At 67.2% G+C, this 20,954-nt stretch carries 13 protein-coding genes; 6 read left to right on the top strand and 7 right to left on the bottom strand.

Annotated elements, in window-relative coordinates:
- Window positions 1-76: 76 nt before the first annotated feature.
- Window positions 77-1,906, bottom strand: a complete 1,830-nt coding sequence (locus tag LOC60_RS13240) for a flavin-containing monooxygenase (protein WP_230025918.1) — start codon at window positions 1,904-1,906, stop codon at window positions 77-79.
- Between the two features lie 218 nt (window positions 1,907-2,124).
- On the opposite strand from LOC60_RS13240, the gene LOC60_RS13235 reads away from it, so the two are divergent.
- A complete protein-coding gene (locus LOC60_RS13235; RefSeq protein ID WP_230025916.1) occupies window positions 2,125-2,589 on the top strand; it encodes a MarR family winged helix-turn-helix transcriptional regulator in 465 nt (154 codons plus the stop codon).
- A 20-nt stretch (window positions 2,590-2,609) separates the two neighbouring features.
- Here the strand turns inward: LOC60_RS13235 and galK are convergent, their stop codons facing one another.
- Together galK and galT are read right to left on the bottom strand one after the other, a co-directional pair.
- Complete coding sequence (gene galK, locus LOC60_RS13230; protein ID WP_230025914.1) at window positions 2,610-3,806, bottom strand: galactokinase; 1,197 nt, start codon at window positions 3,804-3,806, stop codon at window positions 2,610-2,612.
- Window positions 3,803-4,903: a galactose-1-phosphate uridylyltransferase gene (galT, locus tag LOC60_RS13225; protein ID WP_230026030.1), complete on the bottom strand. Its 1,101-nt coding sequence runs from the start codon at window positions 4,901-4,903 to the stop codon at window positions 3,803-3,805. Before galT ends, galK begins: the two co-directional genes overlap by 4 nt.
- 221 nt (window positions 4,904-5,124) lie before the next feature.
- Here galT and LOC60_RS13220 point away from each other — a divergent pair, with 221 nt between their 5' ends.
- Together LOC60_RS13220 and LOC60_RS13215 are read left to right on the top strand one after the other, a co-directional pair.
- The gene (locus LOC60_RS13220; protein WP_230025912.1) at window positions 5,125-5,598 is read left to right on the top strand and encodes a septum formation family protein; all 474 of its coding nucleotides are present in this window, start codon (window positions 5,125-5,127) and stop codon (window positions 5,596-5,598) included.
- 413 nt (window positions 5,599-6,011) lie between these two features.
- A complete protein-coding gene (locus LOC60_RS13215; protein ID WP_230025910.1) occupies window positions 6,012-10,505 on the top strand; it encodes an ExeM/NucH family extracellular endonuclease in 4,494 nt (1,497 codons plus the stop codon).
- Window positions 10,506-10,613: 108 nt separating this feature from the next.
- On the opposite strand, the gene LOC60_RS13210 is transcribed toward LOC60_RS13215, so the two are convergent.
- Window positions 10,614-11,723, bottom strand: coding sequence for a carboxylate-amine ligase (locus LOC60_RS13210; protein ID WP_230025908.1), 1,110 nt, complete (start codon window positions 11,721-11,723; stop codon window positions 10,614-10,616).
- A 225-nt stretch (window positions 11,724-11,948) separates the two neighbouring features.
- On the opposite strand from LOC60_RS13210, the gene LOC60_RS13205 reads away from it, so the two are divergent.
- The gene (locus tag LOC60_RS13205; RefSeq protein WP_230025906.1) at window positions 11,949-12,875 is read left to right on the top strand and encodes an alpha/beta fold hydrolase; all 927 of its coding nucleotides are present in this window, start codon (window positions 11,949-11,951) and stop codon (window positions 12,873-12,875) included.
- Between the two features lie 99 nt (window positions 12,876-12,974).
- Here the strand turns inward: LOC60_RS13205 and LOC60_RS13200 are convergent, their stop codons facing one another.
- Window positions 12,975-13,952 carry a DUF2382 domain-containing protein gene (locus LOC60_RS13200; protein WP_230025904.1) on the bottom strand — a complete coding sequence of 326 codons (978 nt, stop codon included), beginning with the start codon at window positions 13,950-13,952 and terminating at the stop codon, window positions 12,975-12,977.
- Between the two features lie 114 nt (window positions 13,953-14,066).
- The gene (locus tag LOC60_RS13195; RefSeq protein WP_230025902.1) at window positions 14,067-14,723 is read right to left on the bottom strand and encodes a hypothetical protein; all 657 of its coding nucleotides are present in this window, start codon (window positions 14,721-14,723) and stop codon (window positions 14,067-14,069) included.
- A 204-nt stretch (window positions 14,724-14,927) separates the two neighbouring features.
- Between LOC60_RS13195 and LOC60_RS13190 the strand changes: the two genes are divergently transcribed.
- Window positions 14,928-16,421 carry an aldehyde dehydrogenase family protein gene (locus LOC60_RS13190; protein WP_230025900.1) on the top strand — a complete coding sequence of 498 codons (1,494 nt, stop codon included), beginning with the start codon at window positions 14,928-14,930 and terminating at the stop codon, window positions 16,419-16,421.
- Between the two features lie 303 nt (window positions 16,422-16,724).
- Here LOC60_RS13190 and LOC60_RS13185 read toward each other — a convergent pair whose 3' ends face one another.
- Entirely contained in the window at window positions 16,725-18,722 is a 1,998-nt protein-coding gene (locus LOC60_RS13185; RefSeq protein WP_230025898.1) for an FAD/NAD(P)-binding protein, read from the bottom strand.
- Between the two features lie 94 nt (window positions 18,723-18,816).
- On the opposite strand from LOC60_RS13185, the gene LOC60_RS13180 reads away from it, so the two are divergent.
- Window positions 18,817-20,931, top strand: a complete 2,115-nt coding sequence (locus LOC60_RS13180; RefSeq protein WP_230025896.1) for a prolyl oligopeptidase family serine peptidase — start codon at window positions 18,817-18,819, stop codon at window positions 20,929-20,931.
- Window positions 20,932-20,954 lie beyond the last annotated feature (23 nt).

Raw genomic sequence — 20,954 nt, 5'->3', positions numbered from 1 at the left:
CGGAGCCAGGCCCCGCAGGCGAGCCGGAGCCAGGCCCCGCAGGCGAGCCGGAGCCAGGCCCCGCAGGCGAGCGAGCTTACGCCGGCACGCCGGCAGCCTCCGTCACCAGCACCTCATCAATGCTTTCCTCACGCCACTGCTTCAGCAGCCGGTGGAACACCACCGGCCCCGGGCTGAAGGAGAAGCTGACGGGCGGCGGGTTGCCCTCGCGGTTGTAGTAGCCCGGGGTGCATTCGGCGGCGAACCTGCGGTTGTCCGCCGAGGTCCGCTGGATGGTTTCGCACCAGGCGGCTTCGGCTTCCGCCGTCGGCTCGATGTAGCGGACACCTGCCTCACGCCCGGCGCCGATGACGGCGGCAATGTGGTTCGCCTGTTCCAGCAGGATGTGGGCGAAGTTCACCGAGTTGGCGTTCTGCAGCGAGCCGAGGTGGAACAGGTTCGGGAAGCCGTGGGTGTAGAAGCCGTGCAGGGTGCGCGGTCCGCGGCTCCACGTTTCCAGCAAAGTGGATCCGCCGCGTCCGGTCACCGGCAGTGCGCCGGAGGTGACGCCCGAGATGCCTACCTCGAAGCCCGTGGCGAAGACGATGCAGTCCACCTCGTACTCTTCCTCGCCCACCACGACCGTGTTTTCGGTGATGCGGGTGATGCCGCCGAAGTCCGCCGTGTCCACCAGCGTCACGTTGGGAAGGTTGAAGGTCTCCAGGTAGTAGTCGCTGAAGGTTGGGCGCTTGCACATGTAGCGGTACCAGGGCTTTAGCAGTTCCGCCGTCTTCGGGTCATAGACTTCCTCGTCCACCCGGGCGCGGATGGAGTTCATTTTCCGGAAGTCGACGAGCTCGTCAATCCGTTCGCGTTCTTCGGCGGGAACGGACTTGTCGACGGCGCCGCTGATCATCTTGCGGTGCAGCTGCGGGACGGAGGTCCAGCCGTCCCGCGTCAGGTCCTTCTCCACCGGTTCCCCGGAGACCACTGCCAGGAAGTTCTCCATCCGCTCCTGCTGCCAGCCCGGCTTCAGGGCGGCAGCCCACGCGGGATCGGTGGGACGGTTGTTCCGGATGTCCACGGACGACGGCGTGCGCTGGAAGACCAGGAGCTGCTCGGCGTCGCGCGCCACCATGGGAATCACCTGGATGCCGGTGGCGCCGGTGCCGACCACGGCCACCTTCTTGTCCGCGAGTCCGGTGAGGTTCCCGAACTGGTCTCCCCCGGTGTAGCCGTAGTCCCACCGGCTGGTGTGGAAGGTGTGCCCCTTGAAGGTGTCGATGCCCGGGATGCCCGGCAGCTTCGGCTGGGTGAGCGTTCCGGAGGAGGTAATTACGTAGCGGGCGCGCATTGAGTCCCCGCGGTCGGTGGAGACGATCCATTCCAGTGCTTCGTCATCCCAGGCCAGGCCGGTCACGCGGGTATGGAAAACGGTGTCGCGGTACAGGTCGAAGCGTTCGGCGATGGCCACGGCGTGCCGGCGGATCTCCTCGCCCCGCGCGTAGCGCTCGGTGGGCACGTAACCCACTTCTTCGAGCAGCGGCAGGTAGACGTAGGACTGGATGTCGCAGCGGATGCCGGGATAACGGTTCCAGTACCAGGTGCCGCCGAAGTCTCCGGCTTCATCCATCATGCGGATGCTTTCGACGCCGGCCTCCCGGAGCCGGGCGCCGGTGGTCAGGCCGCCGAAACCTCCGCCGATCACCAGCACCTCCACGGCATCGGTCAGCGGTTCCCGTTCGGTACGCGGGGTGTACGGGTCGGTGGCATAGTAGCCGAACTTTCCCTTTGCAGGCTGGTACTGGGTGGCGCCGTCCGGGCGGATCCGCCGGTCCCTTTCCGCCTTGTATTTTGCCCTGAGCGCCTGGACATCCAGGCCGTCGTCTATGCGCTCGTACGCTATGGGGGTTGGCGTGCTGCTCATGTAGTGTCCTCGCTTCGCTTGCGCGTTCCCGGGATCCAGGGCGGAGCGAGGACTACGACGCCGGTGCGCTCGCAGTCCGTCTCACTCGGAACTGCAGCCGCGGGGACGCCGGTATTTCTCAAAAACCGATAAACGGTTAGCCTCACCCTAACTAATTTTACCGAGCGTTCGCTGGCCTCTGTGTTTGCCGACACGTCCGCGGCCACTACGGTGAACTAATGACCGACGGAAGCAATGAGCAGCAGGAGCGCGAACGTGTGCTGCTGAATCTCGAAGAACTTGCCGATTCCCTGCAGTCCACGGCCCTGCCCGCCTTCCTCGATCCGTTGCTGTCCACTGACCTGACGGTGCGCCAGTTAAAGGTCCTTACCGTTCTCGTCACCGCCGAGGAGGGTGCCACTGGGCGGGGCCTCTCGGAGTCCTTCGGGGTCTCCATGGCCTCCATGTCCGGCCTGATCGACCGGCTCGTTGCCCAGGGCGTGGCGGTCCGTTCGGAGGATCCCCTGGATGCGCGGGTACGCCGGGTGAAGGCAACGCCGCTGGGACGGACGGTGGTGCGCCGGCTCGTGGCCGGACGCCCCGAACTTAATGTCGATATTCTCGCGCGGTTGTCGATTGAGGACCTGCGCGCACTCGAACAGGGCATGCGTGCCGTCCATGCCGAGGTCAACCGACTGGTGTGACTCGCTTAGGCCTGCACCGGTTAGACCCGCCCGGCCCCGTCCGCCGGAAGCACAGTGAACAGGGCAGGTTCCCGGAAGCCCTTTTCAACGAAGGCAGCAAGCACGGCTGCACGGACCCGTTCCTCGTCATCCTGCCGGATCAGGGCAATGGCCGAGCCGCCGAATCCCCCGCCGGTCATCCGGGCGCCCAGCGCGCCGGCGGCGAGCGCCGCGTCCACGGCCAGGTCCAGCTCCGGGCAGGACACCTCGAAGTCGTCGCGCAGCGAGGCATGGGATGCGGTCAGCAGGTTCCCGATGCCGACGACGTTGTCCGCCCGCAGCTGCTCGACCACCTGCAGCACGCGTTCATTCTCCGCAAGCACGTGGCGTACCCGCCGCCGGGTTTCCTCGTCCAGCCCGTCCAGGGAAGCACCGGCGGGCACTTCCCGCAGTGACGGCACCCCGAGGGCCGCCGCACCGCGTTCGCACGCCGAGCGCCGGGCGCTGTAGCCGCCGTCGGCGTGGCTGTGGACCACCCGCGTATCGATCACCAGCACTTGAAGCCCGTGCTCCGCCAGGGGCAGCGGCACGGTTTCGGAGTCCAGGCTGCGGCAGTCCAGGAACAGGGCACCGCCTTCCTTCCCCATCAGCGACGCCGACTGGTCCATGATGCCCGTGGGAGCACCCACAAACTCGTTCTCGGCGTACTGGGTCAGGTGTGCCATCTCCGGTGCTCCCAATCCCAGGCCAAGCAGGTCATTCAACGCCGCCGCCACTGCCACTTCCACCGCATGGGAGGAAGACAGGCCGGCACCCACCGGCACGGTGGAATCCAGCAGCAGGTCGAATCCGGGCACCGACGCCCCGGCCTGTCGCGCCAGCGCGTACACGACTCCTGCCGGATAGGCCGCCCAGCCGCCAACGCCGTCCGGTTCCAGTCCGCCGATCCTGAACTGCGCACGGGAGAGGCCGGCGCCGTCGGGTGCGAAGGTCGAAGCGAGACGGACGACGTCGGCCTCCGCCTCCGGTTCCGAAGCCGGCGTGCGTAGCCGCACGGCCACGAGGGCGCTGCGGTCGATGGCGAACGGCAGGACAAACCCGTTGTTGTAGTCCGTGTGTTCGCCGATCAGGTTCACCCGTCCGGGAGCCCGCCAGACGCCGTCGGGCTCGGTGCCGTACACCTCGGCAAAGCGCCGCGCCAGGGCGTCTGCCCACAAAGTATTCGTTGTGGCGCTCATGCCTTAGCCCCGCGTAGCCGTGCGGCGGTCTGTTCCGCGGTGGTGTCATTGATGAAGGCGCCCATTGCCGCCTCGGAGCCGGCCAGGAACTTCAGCTTGTCCTCGGCCCGGCGGGGGCTGGTGAGCTGCAGGTGAAGCCAGCCGGCGTCGCGGTCCGCGGCATTCACCGGTGTCTGGTGCCAGGCAGAAATATACGGGGTGGGGGTCTCGTACAGCCCGTCCACCCGCTGCAGAAGATCCAGGTAGACGGATGCCAGCTCGTCGCGTTCCGCCCCGTTCAAAGCAGCCAGGTCCGGAACCTGGCGGTGCGGCACCAGGTGGATTTCCAGCGGCCAGCGTGCCGCATACGGCACATAGGCGGAGAAATGCTCGCCCGCAAACACCATGCGGTCCCCGGCGTCGGACTCATCCCGGAGCACTTCACCCATCAGGGGCCGGCCGTGTTCAGACAAGTGCCGGCGGGAGCGCCCGGCCAGCCGGGCGGCGTGCGGGGCCGCATACGGGTAGGCGTAAATCTGCCCGTGCGGATGGTGCAGCGTGACGCCGATATCCCGGCCGCGGTTCTCGAAGGGAAAGACGTGCGCGATGCCCGGCAGGGCGGAGAGTTCCCCGGTGCGCTGGGCCCAGGCTTCGACGACGGTGCGGGCGCGTGTGTACGGAAGCGATGCGAAGGAGCCGTTGTGCTCCGGAGTGAAGACCACCACCTCGCAGCGGCCGAAAGCCGGTGAGGGCTGCCCCCAAAGCGCACGCTGGTCCGGGTCCCCGGCTTCCGGCAGCGTACCCAGTTCCGGGCCCAGGGAGGGGAAGCGGTTCTCGAAGACCACGACGTCGAAGTCTCCGGCAGGGATTTCCGACATCCGCCCGGTGACTGTGGGGCAGAGGGGGCACTGGTCGGCGGGCGGCAGATAGGTCCGGGCCTGCCGGTGCGCCGCCACGGCCACCCACTCGCCGGTGAGCCGGTCAAAACGCACCTCTCCGTTGCCGGAGCGGCGCTCAAGCGGACGGGCATCGTGGACAGAATCCACCGGGCTGCCGCCCCGGTCGGTGAAAAACAGCGACTCGCGGCCGTCGGCCAGCGTGTGCCGGCGGTGGACGATGGGTTGCACGGCGGCGCCGGAAGCAGCAGCGGAGGAAAACTGGCCGGACACGTGCTGTCCTTCCATTCGACGGGTAGGAACTCTTTTACCTTCACTACGACCATAAGGGGCCGCGCCGTCTCGGCCGAGCAGCGGGAAGAACTTCGTTTCGACCGTAGGATGTACGCGTGGTTCCCGGTCGCCATGGGGGTGCGCCGCCACGCTGCTTGAGGAGAAACATCATGAAATCCGCAAAGACTGCCCGCATTCGGGGCCTGGTCCTCCCCGTCCTGCTCGCCGGCCTGCTGACCGGCTGCGGGGGCCTGTTCGGCCCGGACGGCACCATGTATTCGGATCTCAAGGCCGGGGACTGTTACACGAACCCCGACCCCGGATCGGGCGCGACGGACGAGGTGATCGTGGAGGTTGACCTCGTCCCCTGCGACGAACCGCACCAGCAGGAGGTGTTCCACGTGTCTGAGATGCCTGACGGGGACTACCCGGGGCAGGAGACCCTCGATACCAAGGCCATGGAAATCTGCTCCACCGAGTTTGAGGGCTACGTAGGAACCGCCGTCGAGGAAACGACAGTGGCCGGGGGCTACATCATCCCAAGCCCGGAGTCCTGGGACCAGGAGGATGACCGGTCAATCATGTGCACGCTCGGGGACACCACGAAGGAAGTGTCCGAATCCTACAAGGACTCGGGCCTCTAACCACGAAACTGTAAGGAAAGGAGCGCCGCCGGCCCAAACGGGCGGCGGCGGCCCCTTTTTTAAAAAGGGTTAATAAAGGGGGGTAATGGACGGGCCCCTCCACCCCCACAACTCAACGCAACGGCGCGCCGCCGGCCATCAGGGCCGGCGGCGCTCCTTTGTTACTCCTGCGTAACTGATGGCAGGAAGTGGGGGCGCAAGGCCGTACACTGTGCTGGCGATCACTTTTCCGCCTCCTCGGGGGACGCGGCGGAACCTTCCCGGCTCGTGCGTTGACGGACGACACCGGACGGTCACCTGTTCGTAACCTGCCCCGCCTAGCATCACCTTCGTAATCACTCGCTGCATCCCCTGCCGCCGTACTCGGCGGCCTTTACCTGTCGGCCCGCACGGCCGACCAAGGAGTTTGAGGCATGAGACCTTTCCCCTGGAAAGCTGCGCTCGGAACCGCCCTGTCGGCCGGTCTGCTCGCCGCCCCGCTGACCGCGTTCCCGGCCTACGCCCAGGACGGCGACGCCGCCGATCCCGGCATCATTATCAATGAGGCATATCTGTCCGGCGGCAGCGCCAACGCCCCGTTCACCACCAAGTTCGTTGAGCTCTACAACCCCACCAGTGAACCGGTGAGCCTGGACGGCTGGTCCCTCCAGTACCGGGCGGCGAGCGCCACCGCGGCTCCCACCGGCATCGGCACACTCTCCGGCACCATCGCTCCGGGCGGGTATTACCTGGTTTCCGGTGCCAGCAACGGCACCGCCGGTGCAGCCCTGCCGAAGGCCGACGCCACCATCGGCGCCAGCTTCGCCGGAGGCGGCGGCACCCTGATCCTCTCGAACCAGGGCACCCGTGTTGACCCGCTGCCCACCGGCTCGGTCGTCGGCGCACCGGGCGTGGTCGACCTGATCGGCTACGGCACCTCCAACACCTTCGAGACCGCAGGCGCGGCCGCACCGGCCGGCAACTCGGATCCGAAGTCGCTGAACCGCACCGGGTTCGCCGATTCGAACAACAACGCCGCGGACTTCACCCTCAGCACGTCGGTCACCCCCACGTCGTCGGCCGGCACGGCTCCCACCCAGCCCACCCCGACCCCGACGCCCACACCCACGACGCCGGTACCGGTGCCGGTGCCGGGCAACGCGGTTCCGATCGCCGAGATCCAGGGCACCGGTGCGGCCAGCCCGATGATCGGCCAGACGGTCACAACGCGCGGCAAGGTCACGGGCGTTTACCCCACGGGCGGCTTCAACGGCTACTACCTCCAGACCCCGGGCACGGGCGGAAACATCGACCCGGCCACCCACACCGCCTCGGATGGCATCTTCATCTTCTCCGCGGCCACTGCGGGCCAGGTGACCGCCGGCGACTACGTCGAGGTCACCGGTACCGTAGGCGAGTACTACAACCTCACACAGCTCACCGTCGCCGACGGCGCCATGACGAAACTCAGCGAAGCCGCGCCGGAAGTTAAGCCCGCCACCGTGGCCTGGCCTGCAGCCGATGCACAGCGCGAAACCCTCGAGGGCATGCTGCTGGCGCCCCAGGGCGAGTTCACCGTCACCGACAACTTCTCCCTGAACCAGTACGCGGAAATCGGCCTCGCCGCCGGCAATGCCCCGCTCGTCCAGCCCACCGCGGTGGCTGCCGTCGGGACCCCCGAGCACGCCGCCGTCGTGGCAGACAACGCTGCCCGCGCCGTGAAGCTCGACGACGGCGCCAGCACCAACTTCCTCAACGCCGCCAACCAAGGCACACCCCTGCCCTACCTGACACCGGAAAACCCGGTCCGGGTGGGTGCAGCGGCCACCTTCAGCACCGGCGTGATCCTGGACTTCCGCAACAGTGCCTGGAAATTCCAGCCGTTGACCGAACTGACGCAGGCCAACGCGGCCACCGCCACACCGGCGTCGTTCACCAACACCCGCACCGCGGCGCCCGAGAGCGTCGGCGGCAACCTGAAGCTCGCATCCTTCAACGTGCTGAATTACTTCACCACCACCGGTGACACGCTGTCCGGCTGCACCTTCTACAAGAACCGCAGCGGCGATCCCGTGACCGTCAACGGAGGCTGCGACGCCCGCGGCGCCGCCAACGCCGTGAACCTGGAACGCCAGCAGGCCAAAATCGTGGCTGCCATCAACGCGCTGGGCGCCGACGTCGTCTCGCTGATGGAGGTGGAGAACTCCGCCACGTTCGGCAAGAACCGCGACGATGCGCTGTCCCGACTGGTAGCAGCACTCAACGCGCAGGCACCGGGAACGTGGGACTACGTCCGCTCCCCCGCGGCCCTGCCTGCCGATGAAGATGTGATCCGCTCCGCCTTCATCTACCGCACCGGAACCGCGGAACCCGTAGGCGAATCCACCATCCTGGACAACGAAGCGGTCTTCTCCAACGCCCGCGAACCGCTGGCCCAGGCCTTCCGCCCCGCCGGCGCGGAAGACGGCACGGAAATCCTCGCCGTCACCAACCACTTCAAGTCCAAGGGTTCGGCGCCCTCCTCCGGCGAGAATGCCGACACCGGCCAGGGCGGGTTTAACGCAGACCGCGTCCGCCAGGCGCAGGCACTGGTGGACTTCGCAGGGACCGCGTCGGAAGCAGCCGGCACGGACAAGGTGTTCCTGCTCGGCGATTTCAACGCCTACCACGCGGAGGATCCCATCAAGGTACTGGTTGACGCCGGCTACGTTGACCTCGGTGCAACCACGGGTAAGCACTCCTATGCCTTCGGCGGGACGGTCGGCAGCCTGGACCACATCCTCGCCTCCCCGGCAGCCAATGAAGCCGTCACCGGTGCGGATATCTGGAACATCAACTCCGTGGAGTCCGTGGCCTTCGAGTACAGCCGCTACAACTACAACGCCACCGATTTCTACGCACCGACCCCCTACCGCGCTTCGGACCATGACCCGATCCTCGTCGGCATGGACCTGACCGCCGAAGGTACGGACACCTCCACGCTGAACCTGCTGAACATCAATGACTTCCACGGACGGATTGACGCCAACACGGTGCCGTTCGCCGGAACCGTTGAGGAGCTGAAGGCCGGCGCACCCGAGGGCAGCTCGCTGTTCCTCTCCGCCGGCGACAACATCGGCGCGTCCTTGTTCGCTTCCTCCGTCCAGCAGGACCAGCCCACCATCGACGTCCTGAACGCCCTTGGGCTGCAGGCCTCGGCGGTCGGCAACCACGAGTTCGACGGCGGTTTCGCCGACCTCACCGGGCGTGTGGCCCCGGCTGCGCAGTTCCCCTACCTGGGCGCGAACGTCTACACCAAGGGGACCACCACTCCTGCACTGCAGGAATACGAGATCCTCGACGTCAACGGGGTGGATGTTGCCGTTATCGGTGCCATCACCCGGGAGACCGCAAGCCTGGTCAGCCCGGGCGGCATCAGCAACCTGGACTTCGGCGATCCGGTGGAAGCGGTAAACCGCGTAGCCGAACAGCTGGTGGAGCAGGACCTCGCCGACGTGATCATCGCCGAGTACCACGAGGGTGCCGGCAGCGGCACTCCCGACGGCGCCAATCTGGATCAGGAGCTGGCTGCCGGCGGCGCCTTCGCCGAAATCGTGAATGACACCACCGAACTGGTGGATGCCATCTACACCGGGCACACCCACAAGCAGTACGCCTGGGATGCAGCCATTCCCGGCGGCGACGGCAAGACCCGCCCCGTAGTGCAGACCGGTTCCTACGGTGAATTCATCGGCCAGATCCGGCTCGAGTACAACGAAGAAACCGACGAGGTAACGTCCTACACCGCGGCGAACGTGGCCCGCACCAAGACGGCCGCCCCCGAACTGGTGGCCGCCTACCCGGCAGTTGCCGAGGTGCAGCGGATTGTGGATGCTGCCCTGGCCTACTCGGCCGAGGTGGGCAACCAGCCCGTCGGCTCCGTCACCGCGGACATCACCTCGGCCTTCGCCGGCACTGCCCGCGACGACCGCAGCTCCGAATCGGCCCTGGGCGCGTTGGTGGCGGATTCGCTCCTGACCACCCTTGCCGCCCCCGAACGCGGAGGCGCCGAGATTGGTGTCACCAACCCTGGCGGCCTGCGCGCCGAGCTCTACTACGGTGAGGACGGCGTCATTACGTACGCCGAGGCCAACGCGGTCCTGCCCTTCGTCAACAACCTCTGGACCACCACGTTGACCGGTGCCCAGCTGAAGACGATGTTGGAGCAGCAGTGGCAGCCGGAGGGCAGCTCACGCGCCTTCCTGGCCCTCGGCCTTTCCGACAACATCACCTACACCTTCGACCCGGACCAGCCCCGCGGCTCACGGATCCAGAGCGTCACCATCAACGGTGCCGCCATGGACCCGGCCCGCGACTACCGGGTGGGTACGTTCAGCTTCCTGGCCCAGGGCGGCGACAACTTCACCGTCTTCAAGGAAGGCAGGAACACCCGCGACACCGGCCTGGTGGACCGTGACGCCTGGATCAGTTACATCTCGGCCAACAGCCCGCTTTCTCCCGATTTCGCCCGCCAGGGCGTAGTCGTCAAGGGCGCTCCCACCACTGTCAAGGCCGGCACGGCTGCGACGTTCACCGTCGCCCAGCTGAACCTGACCTCGCTCGGCAGCCCGGCCAACACGTCACTGTCCGTCAGCTTCGTGAATGCCGCCGGCACTGCCACGGCCCTGGGGACGGTACCGGTCAGCGCCGGTTCGGCCACAGTTACCGTGACCCTTCCCGCATCGGCTTCCGGTGCCGGGTCCCTGGTGCTGACGGCGGCCGAATCGGGCACCAGGGTAACCCTCCCGGTTACCGTGGAGCGGGCCACTCCTGCGGCTCCGGTCTGCAAGGCGCCGGTGGCGCCCAAGCAGTGGTGGGACGTACGCGGCTGGGTCCGGTACGCCTACGAACTGACGCAGTACATCCTGTGCCTGGCGGGCCGGAAGTAACGGTCCTCCAGTAATAGAAACGACACCCAGAAGCGCCGCTCCGGAATACCGGGGCGGCGCTTCCCGGTTCGGGTGTCTGCGCAGGGCGGGCCGGCGGCCGGTATCAGCTCAGCTTTCGTGGCGCTCCGTGATGGGGGCCACCGCGAGGTTACTGATGCGGACGCTGTCCGCTACCACCTCGGCCAGGCTTCCCGTACGGGCCAGCACCGCCCGCTGCCGCCTGGCCCCGGTTCCGCGGGCAAGGACCTGGCGAAGCAAGGACTCCACCAGTGTCGCCTCGCCCTGTTCCTCCAGCACCGGACGTACGTACTCGAGCAGGGACTTGGCCACGGTGAACGTGTCGGCGACCGTGGCGCCGAGCGGGTCCACCAGTTCGCCGTCCATCCCGAACCTGCCCGCCCGCCAGGCGGCCATCCGCAGCAGGGTCTCCGGCACCTTGCCGGCGTGCATGCCGCGGCGCCATTCCCGGGCAGCGGTTTCCACCAGTGCCCGCACCAGGGCCGCCACCAAGACCGCGTCGTCGGCGTAGAGGCAGACATCGGCTATCCGCACTTCAACCGTGGGATGCCTACGGCTCAGCCTGGCATCGAAGTAAATCTGCCCGTGGTCCATCGGCACCTGTGTTTCGAGCAGGTCGGCCACCAGCCGGTGGTAGTTCTCCGCAGACCCGAACACCGGGTAGGGGCCGGCCAGCGGCCAGCGGCTCCATACCTGGGAGCGGTAGCTCGCGAAACCCGTGTCCGTTCCATTCCAGAACGGGGAATTGGCGCTCAGCGCCCCCAGCAGGGGCAGCCAGACCCGTATCCGGTCCAATACCGCCACGCCTTCTGCGTCGGAATCGACTCCCACATGCACATGGCACCCGCAGGTGAGCTGTTCACGGGCAATCTGCACGAACTGCTGCTCCATCCTGCTGAAACGCTCATCCTTGGTGAGGGTCGGCAGGCAGGCCAGCGGGGAGGTTGCCAGCGCCACCGCGCGGGCGCCGGCCGCAGCTGCGGCCCGGTCCGCCGTGGACCGGCACGCCACGACGTCGGCGGCCAGGTCCTCAAGCACCCGGTGCACCTGCGTGCCGGATTCGATTTGTTCCTGCTTGAACTCGGTGCTCAGGGGACTTCCTGCCGGGATTGCCCGTCCGATTTCGGGCCCCACCGGCAGCGGCACGCCCGTTTCCCCGTCCACCAGGAGGTATTCCTCCTCAATACCGAAGGTCCGCATGGCCCTGCCCTTCACGGAGTGTCCAGGGGCCGCTACTCAACCCGGAGCCCAACTATAAGGCCCCTTAGTATTGTTCGCAAGCACCATTCTGCGGCGGATATATGCCATCGCGGCCCGGCTAAGCGGGCCGGACAGTGGAATCCTGCATCGATGACCGCCGTCCGGGGCTATGGTGGGATCCCTGCAGACAAAGTGCGGAAGCCGGCGTCGTTAGAGGAGTACCGCATGGACCAGGGCGAACAGCAGCCTCCCTCAGCACCGTTCCCGCGGGAGCCCGGCACGGAAGCCCGGCGGAGCACTGTCCGGAGCCGCGGCGCAGAACTGGCGGTGCAGGAGTACGGCGCACCGGTTCCCGGAATGCCCGGTATCCTGCTGGTGCACGGCTACCCCGACGACCACCATGTATTCGACGGCGTGGTGGAACGGCTGGCACCGGACCGGCACGTCATCACCTACGACACCCGCAACGCGGGCGCCTCGCGGGTGACAGCGAACGCCGAGGGCCAGAAGGCCCTGGCCCCGTACCGGCTGGAACTCCTGGTCGATGATCTCTTTGCCGTCCTCGACGCCACCGGCCCCTCAAGCGTGCATCTGGTGGGCCATGACTGGGGATCCATTCAGGGGTGGGCGGCCATTCAGGACCCGCGGGCGCAGGGCAGGATCCTCAGTTACACCAGCATCTCCGGGCCTGATCTGGGACACTTCCGGCGCTGGTTCCGCACCCGCCTCCACTCACCCCGGCTCTGGCCGCAGGCACTTCTGCAGGCGCTGCGCAGCTGGTACGTGGCAGCCTTCCACGTGCCGGTCCTGCCCGACGCCGCGTGGAAGCACCTGCTGACTTCCCGCTACGAGAAGTACGCCGGCCGGAAAATCGGCGACAGCGGCGTCAGGGGCCTGCAGCTTTACCGGGCCAACATGTTCCGCTCCGGCAATGCGGTACCCGACGCCGGTTATGCCGGTCCGGTGCAGGTGATCGTTCCGCTAAAGGATCCGTTCCTTTCACCGAAGCTGGTCTCCGGCCTGCAAGAGCGTTTCCCCCGGGTGGAAATCACCAAGGTGGATGCCGGCCACTGGTGGCCGGAGCGCAGCAGCGCGGATTTCGCGGCGCTGCTGGACCGGTGGATGGCGGAACACCCTGGCGGCACAGGCTAACCGCCCCTTTACCCACCGTTAACCACAGCAGGCCGCCGGAGGATTCCGGCGGCCTGCTGTGGGTAGATGGGAGCTATCCGTAAGTGGGACTAGTCCGGATCAGCGGCTGCGCTTGCCGCCGCGGCCGCTCCCGCCGCGGCCACTCCCGCCTTCGCCCTCCATGTCAATCTGCTCCTTGCTGACTTCCTCGGTCACCGTGGCCTCCTCGGTCACCGTTTCGGTGTCCAGCCGGACACGCTCAACGGGGACTGCTTCCTTTTCCACCACGGGCTCTTCGGCGTGGAGGGTCACTTCGTGCTCCTCCTCGCTGATGGCGGGTCCGTCCATGGCGGAACCGCGGTTGGCGTCCGTGATGGGCTCGCGCTCAATCCGCGCTTCCTCGTGGCTGACCGGAACCGATTTGGTGACGTTCTCCGTGGTGACGTACTTACGCAGGCGCGCCCTGCCGGACTCCCGGCTTTGCGTGCCAACGTGGAGCTGCTCTTCGGAACGGGTCATCGCGTCGTCCGTGGTGGGGCCGGACGTGTCGTGCCCCACCTGCCCATGGTCGGAGCCGCGGCTGCTTTCCGTCCGGCCGGACGTTCCGCTGCCGCTGGATGTTCCGCTGCCGCCCGACGTGCCGCTACCGGACCCTGAGGAGGACCGCGTGCCGGAGGTACCGGAGGTCCCGGAGGTCCCGGAGGACCGTTGGCCGGAGGTGCCGGAGCCGGAGGTCCCGGAGGTGGTGGTTCCCGAGGTCCCTGAAGTTCCCGAGCTCCGGGAGGAACCAATGGAGTAGTAGCTGTAAAGCTCGTCCTGCTCCTGGTCGCTGAGATGTCCGTCCTTGTCCACCCGCGGCGCGTCTTTGACCATCTCCTTGGAGTAGGGCACCCGCACAACAGATCCCTCGACCGTGGCTTCCGCCAGGGGCACAAAGCTCTCCTTGGAACCAAAGAGTCCGGTCTTGGTGGTTACCCATGCCGGCTGGCCCGACTCGTCATCCAGATAGATATCCCCTGCCGAGCCGATCTTTTCCCCGTTGGGTCCTTCCACGGTCCCGTGGTTCATAATCGTGTCGATCTGTTCACTGGTGATCACGTTGTTCTCCTGTATTCCGCGCCTTGCGGGCGCATGGTGGTGCACTGGATACTGCGTCCCCCGCTTCCCCCATGTCTTTTTCCCGCCGGTGACGCCGGCAGGTGCTTCGGCCGGTCAGTCGCCCAGGCCGGCTTTGTCCACCCGGCGGTGGAAGCGCATGCCGCCCAGACCGCCGAGGATGGCTCCGATCAAGGCCACTGCCGCGGCCACAAGGGCCGCGATGATTGTCGACGCCGTCGCGTTGTCACCGAAAATCGGAATCTGGGGGAATCCGTTGAGCTCAACCAGGATGTTGAACTGGTCTCCGGCGATCGCGGCCAGGATGGCTGCGACAATGGCAATCACCACTGCCCAGACCCACACCGCAATACCCTGCTTCATCCCGTTAAACCGGGCCATCCTCCCTGCCACGTATCCGCCGCAGTAGTAAGCCACGAACAAAATCACCAGCAGGATGATCGTCCCCGTGATCGTGATGGCCGTGCTGTCCGGATTGTCGTCATTGGCGAGCACCGCTGCACCCAGGGCTGTTGCCAGGGCGCTCAGCAGCACGGTGGTGCCGACGGCGGTCAGCCAGCCAAAAAACGCCGACCCGATCTTCACCCCGCCGAAGGTGGCTTTCTCACGCTCAACCACCCGCCGGCGGCTGATGTCATCTCCCCCGCCACCGCCGCGCTGTCCGTCCGGAGTTGGGTCCGTCCCGGCTCGCCGCCTGCCCCGGTCCGCTTCGTCTCGCCCGTGGTCTCCCGCCGCGCTTGCGCTCGTGCTCATGAAGGTGTCCTTTGCCGTAAGAGCAGCCGGACAAATGCCCGTTGGCCACTGGTACGCCCAACGCTAGGCCGAAGCGGGGAAAATAAAAAGGGTACTTAGTTTTGGGAACCCTTGACAGTCCATTCCCTCGCCCGTCGGGAATTGATCCGGCCCCGCCCGGGTTGTACCCGGTAATACACCGTCAAGATTCATCTAGGAGAAATCATGACAACTCAGCTCGAATCGACCTCCCCGGCCCTCACCGACTGGATTCCGGCGAAGCAGTTCATTGGCGGCCAGTGGCGCGACGGCCGTTCGGAGAAGACCCTCACGGACACCAACCCCTTTGATGGTTCGCAGCTGATGACCATGCAGCAGGCCTCCCGCGAAGACTTGAACGATGCATACGCCGCCGCCGAGGAAGCCCAGAAGGATTGGGCAGCCCGGACCCCGAATGAGCGCCGCACCGTAATCGCCCGCGCCGCAGAGATTTTCGACGAACGCCGCGACGAGATCATCGCCTGGCTCAACGCCGAATCCGGCAGCACCATGCTGAAGGCCAACATTGAAGTTGCCTCCGCCGCCTCCATCACCCGCGAGGCAGCCACGTTCCCGCACCGCGTGGCCGGCAAGATCATGGATTCGGACACCCCGAACAAGGAATTGCGCGTGTACCGCGCACCGCTGGGCGTCGTCGGCGTCATCAGCCCGTGGAACTTCCCGCTCCACCTCTCCCAGCGCTCCGTGGCTCCGGCCCTGGCCCTCGGTAACGCCGTCGTCTTGAAGCCGGCCAGCGACACCCCGGTCACCGGCGCCCTCATCATCGCCAAGATCTTCGAAGAGGCCGGCCTGCCCGCAGGCGTGCTGAACGCCGTCGTCGGCGCCGGCTCGGAGATCGGCGACGCCTTCGTAGAGCACCCGACTCCGCGGATGATCTCCTTCACCGGCTCCACTCCGGTGGGCAAGAACATCGGCGCCCTGGCTGCCACCGGTGCCACGCTGAAGTACACGGCGCTTGAGCTCGGCGGCAATAGCCCGTTCGTGGTGCTCGCGGATGCCGACGTGGACCAGGCCGTCCGCGCCGCTGCGATGGGCAAGTTCCTGCACCAGGGACAGATCTGCATGGCCGTGAACCGGATCATCGTCGAGGATGCCGTCTATGACGAGTTCGTCGAGAAGTTCACCGCACACGTCAAGACGCTGAACGCCGGCGATCCGACCGACCCGAAGAACGTTGTGGGCCCGATCATCAACGCCAAGCAGCTCGAAGGTCTGAAGACCAAGATCGAGACCGCGAAGTCCGAAGGCGCGCGCCTGATGATTGAAGGCGAAATCAACGGCCAGGTACTTTCCCCGACCGTCTTCGCCGACGTCACCAAGGACATGGAGCTGGCCCGCGAGGAAATCTTCGGCCCCATCGCCGGGATCATGCGCGCCAAGGATGCCGAGGACGCACTGGCCCTGGCCAATGACACCGACCTCGGCCTCTCCAGCGCCGTGTTCACCTCAAACCTGGAGGAAGGCGTCAAGTTCGCCCGCCGCATCAAGGCAGGCATGACCCACGTCAACGACTTCCCGGTCCAGGACGAGGCGCACATTGCCTTCGGCGGCGAGAAGAACTCCGGCCTCGGCCGCTTCAACGGCGAGTGGGCCATCGACGAATTCACCACGGACCACACCATCAGCGTCCAGCACGCTCCGCGCGAATACCCGTTCTAATCCGGTAACGGATACCGGCAGGTAAACGACGACGGCGGGCCCCCCCCAATGGTGGGGGGCGCCCGGGGCCTGCGGGCGGACCGTCAAACCCCGCCCCCCCCCCTACCCCCCCCCGCCCCCCCCCCCACCCCGCCGCGCCCCCCCCCCGTCGTCGTCCTGGCTACGCTTCAACGCGACTCACGCCAGGACACCTGGCGCGCTGTTAGTGTCCCCCTCACCGGCCCGGAAAATCCGCGCCGAACAACTGGGGGAATTGATTGGATTGACCGCTTCTTTTTTCTGCCGGGCCCGCATGTGCGCCTTCTAGGTCTGTGCCGGTTCCGTCTCGGCGGAGGGTATCCGGGAGACCGGCCCGGACGCCGCCGCCGCGGACAGCACCGCGGCCGCGATCGCGTCCGCATCCTGCAGCGTCCGCGAGCCTTCCGCTGCGGGAGCGCCGGCCTCGGCGGCAATCGCCGTCCCCCATTGGACCGAGGAAAGCTGCAGTCCGAGCACAAACAGGTTGTCCACCGGTTCGCCGCTGATGCCCACTACCCGGTAGGGCGGCAGGGTGACGTCCAGCCCGGGGGTCAGCACGGGGGTGCCGTCCCCGGACATCATCACCTTCGGCCGGGCCAGTCCGTCCCGGATCAGTCCGGCCAGCAGCGGTGAGACACTGCGGTCCACCCGGTTGGGCGGCATCATGGCCTCCATCAGGGTGGACGCCGCGTACTCGGTACCCACCCAGGGGGAGGATGCCGTGAACACACCGCGGGCCTCATCTACGTCAAAACGGGGATCGGGGCCAACAAAGTGCACCAGGCCGGCGCGGACCAGCGCCGCCAGCTGTTCGATCCGTTCCGGCGGCGGACCGCTGGCCAGTCCTTCCACCAGCGGCTCAAACCAGCCCCGCAGTTCGGACAGCCAGGACGCTTCCGCCAGCCCGCCGTCGGCCACTACCGCCTTCAGCAGGCTGCGTCCGGCGTTGAGCGCGCCGATCGCCATCTTCAACGGATCGTCTTCCCCGGCGGCGGAACCGGCGGCGTCCTCCTCCAGATAGGCCAGGACGGCGTCATCCGCGTCGGAGGCGCCGCTGAAGGGGCGGCGTCCCAGCGGCTGGGCCAAAGCCTCAAGGTTGGTGCGGCGGTTGGACGGAACGTAGGCGTCCAGCACTGCTTCCTTCGCCGCGTCCCACTCCGGTCCCGGAAGATTCAGTGCTGCTTCCAGCCGGTCCAGGAACTCGGCGGCGGAGCCGTTCAACTCCTCCGGAGCCACCCGGACCAGCGTGCTGTAATACGCCCACACCGCGTCCCGGTGCAGCAGCGGCCACAGGTCGTGGTCAAAACCGGGCAGCAGACCGTCGGCGCGGAAGGCGAGCGCCCTGTCGCGGGTCAGCCAGCGGAGGTGGACTCCGCGCGGAACGTAGGAGTCCAGTTTGGCCTTCGCCCGGTAAGGGGTGCCACGGCGCGAGGCGGCGATCAGCTGCGGTTCCCGGCCCGAGGGCTCATAACGCAGCGCGCGGCCAGCGGGCTGCCCGGTGGAAACGTACCGTCCGCCCCGGCCGACGGTGGCGGCAGCCATCACGTCGAAGAAGTTCAGGCCCAGCCCCCGCACCAGCACGGGCTCCCCGGCCGGCAGGCGGGAGAAGTCGACGTCGGCGGGTACCGCGGGCGGGAAGTACGTCAGGCCGTGGCGTTCGGCAGCTTCCTGCAGGCGCGCCTGTTCGGCGGAAAGCAGTGCCGGCAGGTGGCCCAGGGCCAGCACGACGGCGTCCGCGGCCAGGACCTGCCGCCCCTCCAGCTCGATGACCAGCCGGCCGTTTCCTTCCCGGGAGATGCCCAGCGCTTCGGTCCGGCGGTGCACCAGCTCGACGCCGTCCTCGGCAGCGGTTTTCCGCAGCTGGTCATAGGTCCATTCCAGATAGCGGCCGTACAGTGGGCGGCTGGGGAAATCAGCGGCGCCCAGGGCGGCCAGCTCCTCGCGGTCGCCGGCGGAGAGGCCCTCCGCCGCGCGGGTGCCGGCGTTCATCAGCTCGCGCCACTGGTTGAAGGAGAGTCCGGCCGGCGAGGGCAGCAGGTCGCGGACGGTATCGCCGGCAGGCACCACAGTCGGAAACAGTGCCGGGGTGTTCATCAGGAACAGCCGCGACTGGTTGGTGCGCCAGACGTGCCCCGGCCCCGGATTAAACGGATCAATCAGTTCAATGCGCAGGGGCGGGCGCTGCGCGGAAGCACGCCGGTGAGTCAGGAGCCGGTCCACTACGGAGAGGCCGCGGGGTCCTGCGCCAATGACAGCTACCCGGAAACTCTGCGTGTGATCCATCCATCTAGGGTATCCGGAGCGGGAGCAGCGCGGGTTCGGGCAGGCGGGAACACCTCCCTCCGGGCCGGAAGGACGCGGTCGCTAGGATGGGCACATGACATCCCCGAACCTCGACACCGCCACGTCAGCCCCTGAAGATGAGTTCCTCTGGCTGGAGGATATCTACGGAGAAAAGCAGCTGGACTGGGTCCGTTCCGAGAACGCCGTAACCGAGAAGCTGCTCGCGCGCACCGGGTTCGAACAGACCGAGGAGCGCCTGCTCGAGGTCCTGGACTCCACGGACCGGATCCCGATGGTCGCCAAGCGCGGGGAACACTATTACAACTTCTGGCGCGACGCCCGGCACCCCAAGGGGCTGTGGCGCCGCACCACCTGGCAGAGCTACACGGCTGCCGACACCGAGTGGGAGGTCCTGCTGGACCTGGATGAGCTCAGCGCCGCCGAGGGCACCGAGTGGGTCTGGGGCGGGTCGATGTTCCTGCGCCCCGCCGACGGCGTCTCCTACCGCCGTGCATTGGTGGCCCTGTCCCCCGACGGCGGGGACGCGGCCCGCTACCGGGAGTTCGACGTCGTCGAGCGCGCCTTCGTGTCCGGAGGGTTCGACATTCCCGCGGCGAAGAGCCGGATCAGCTGGGCCGGCGAGGACAGCCTCTACGTGGGAACGGACTTCGGTCCGGGATCGATGACCACCTCCTCCTACCCGCGCACCAGCCGCATCCTGCGCCGCGGGCAGGAATTGAAAGACGCCGAACCCTTCTTCGAGGTCCCCGAAGAGCACATGATGGCCGTGGTGCAGCGGGACCAGACACCGGGCTTCGAGCGGGACCTGGCCGTGGACATCATCGACTTCTACAACACGCGCACCTTCCTGCGGGAGGGCAGCGACTGGGTGCAGCTTGATGTCCCGCTGGATGTAAATGTGGATGTGCACCGCCAGTGGCTGCTGCTGCGGCCGCGCACGGACTGGGAGCTCGACGGCGTCACCCACCCCGCCGGTTCGCTGCTGGCCGCGTCGCTGGCGGATTTCACTGCCGGAAACCGGAGCGTCCACCGCCTCTTCACCCCGGATGCGTCCACGTCGCTGCAGTCCTGGAGCTGGACCCGGGACCGGCTGCTGCTGAACCTGCTGCGCGATGTCAGCTCCGAAATCCTGGTCCTCACCCCCGAAGACGGCTGGCGGTCGGACATCCTGGATGCCTGCCCGCCGCTGCACTCGGTGGACGCGTACGCGGTGGATGACGAGGACGAAGCAGCCGGCAACGATTACTGGCTGGTCAGCACCGGGTTCCTCACACCGTCCACCCTGTCCCGCGGCACCCTGGACGGCACCGGCCGGGCCGGGACGGTAAAAACCACGCCGGCGTTGTTCGAAACCGGCGGACTCACCGTCGAACAGCACTTCGCCGTGTCCGCCGACGGCACCAGGATCCCCTACTTCCAGGTGGGGCCGCAGGACCTGGTGCTCGACGGCGGGAACCCCACGCTGCTCAACGGCTACGGCGGATTCGAAGCCTCCCTGACCCCCGCCTACAGCGCCGTGGTGGGCCGCGGCTGGCTGGAGCGGCGCACCACGGACGCCGCCGGCGTTGAACGGCACGGCGTCTACGTGCTGGCCAACATCCGCGGCGGCGGAGAGTACGGACCCGAATGGCACCGTGCCGCGCTGCAGGAAAACCGGCACCGGGCGTATGAGGATTTCGCCGCCGTCGCCGAGGACCTGGTGGCCCGCGGCGTCACCTCCCGGGACCATCTGGGCTGCACCGGCCGCAGCAACGGCGGCCTGCTGGTAGGCAACATGCTCACCACCTATCCGCATCTGTTCGGCGCTGTGTCCTGCGGAGTGCCGCTGCTGGACATGCGCCGTTACACCAAGCTTTCCGCCGGCTATTCCTGGATTGCCGAGTACGGCGATCCGGATGATCCCGAGCAGTGGGAGTTCGTTCAGACGTTCTCGCCCTACCACCTGATCAAGGAAGATGTTTCCTATCCGCCCACGCTGATCTGGACAGCCACCAGCGATGACCGGGTGGGTCCGGTGCAGGCCCGCAAGATGGCCGCACGGATGAAGGCCCTGGGCGCGGATAAGGTCTGGTTCCACGAGGCGCTGGAAGGCGGGCACGCCGGTGCGGCGGACAACCGGCAGTCGGCCCGGATGCACGCCATGTCCTACGAATTCCTCTGGGAAGCGCTGACCGGCAGGCTCGCCTGATCCCGGTTTTGCCCAAAGCGGTA

The sequence above is a fragment of the Arthrobacter sp. zg-Y769 genome (genome assembly GCF_020907405.1).
Lineage (GTDB): Bacteria > Actinomycetota > Actinomycetes > Actinomycetales > Micrococcaceae > Arthrobacter_B.
The sequence above is the reverse complement of the archived record's forward strand: the minus strand, read 5'-3'. Positions and strand labels throughout refer to the sequence as shown.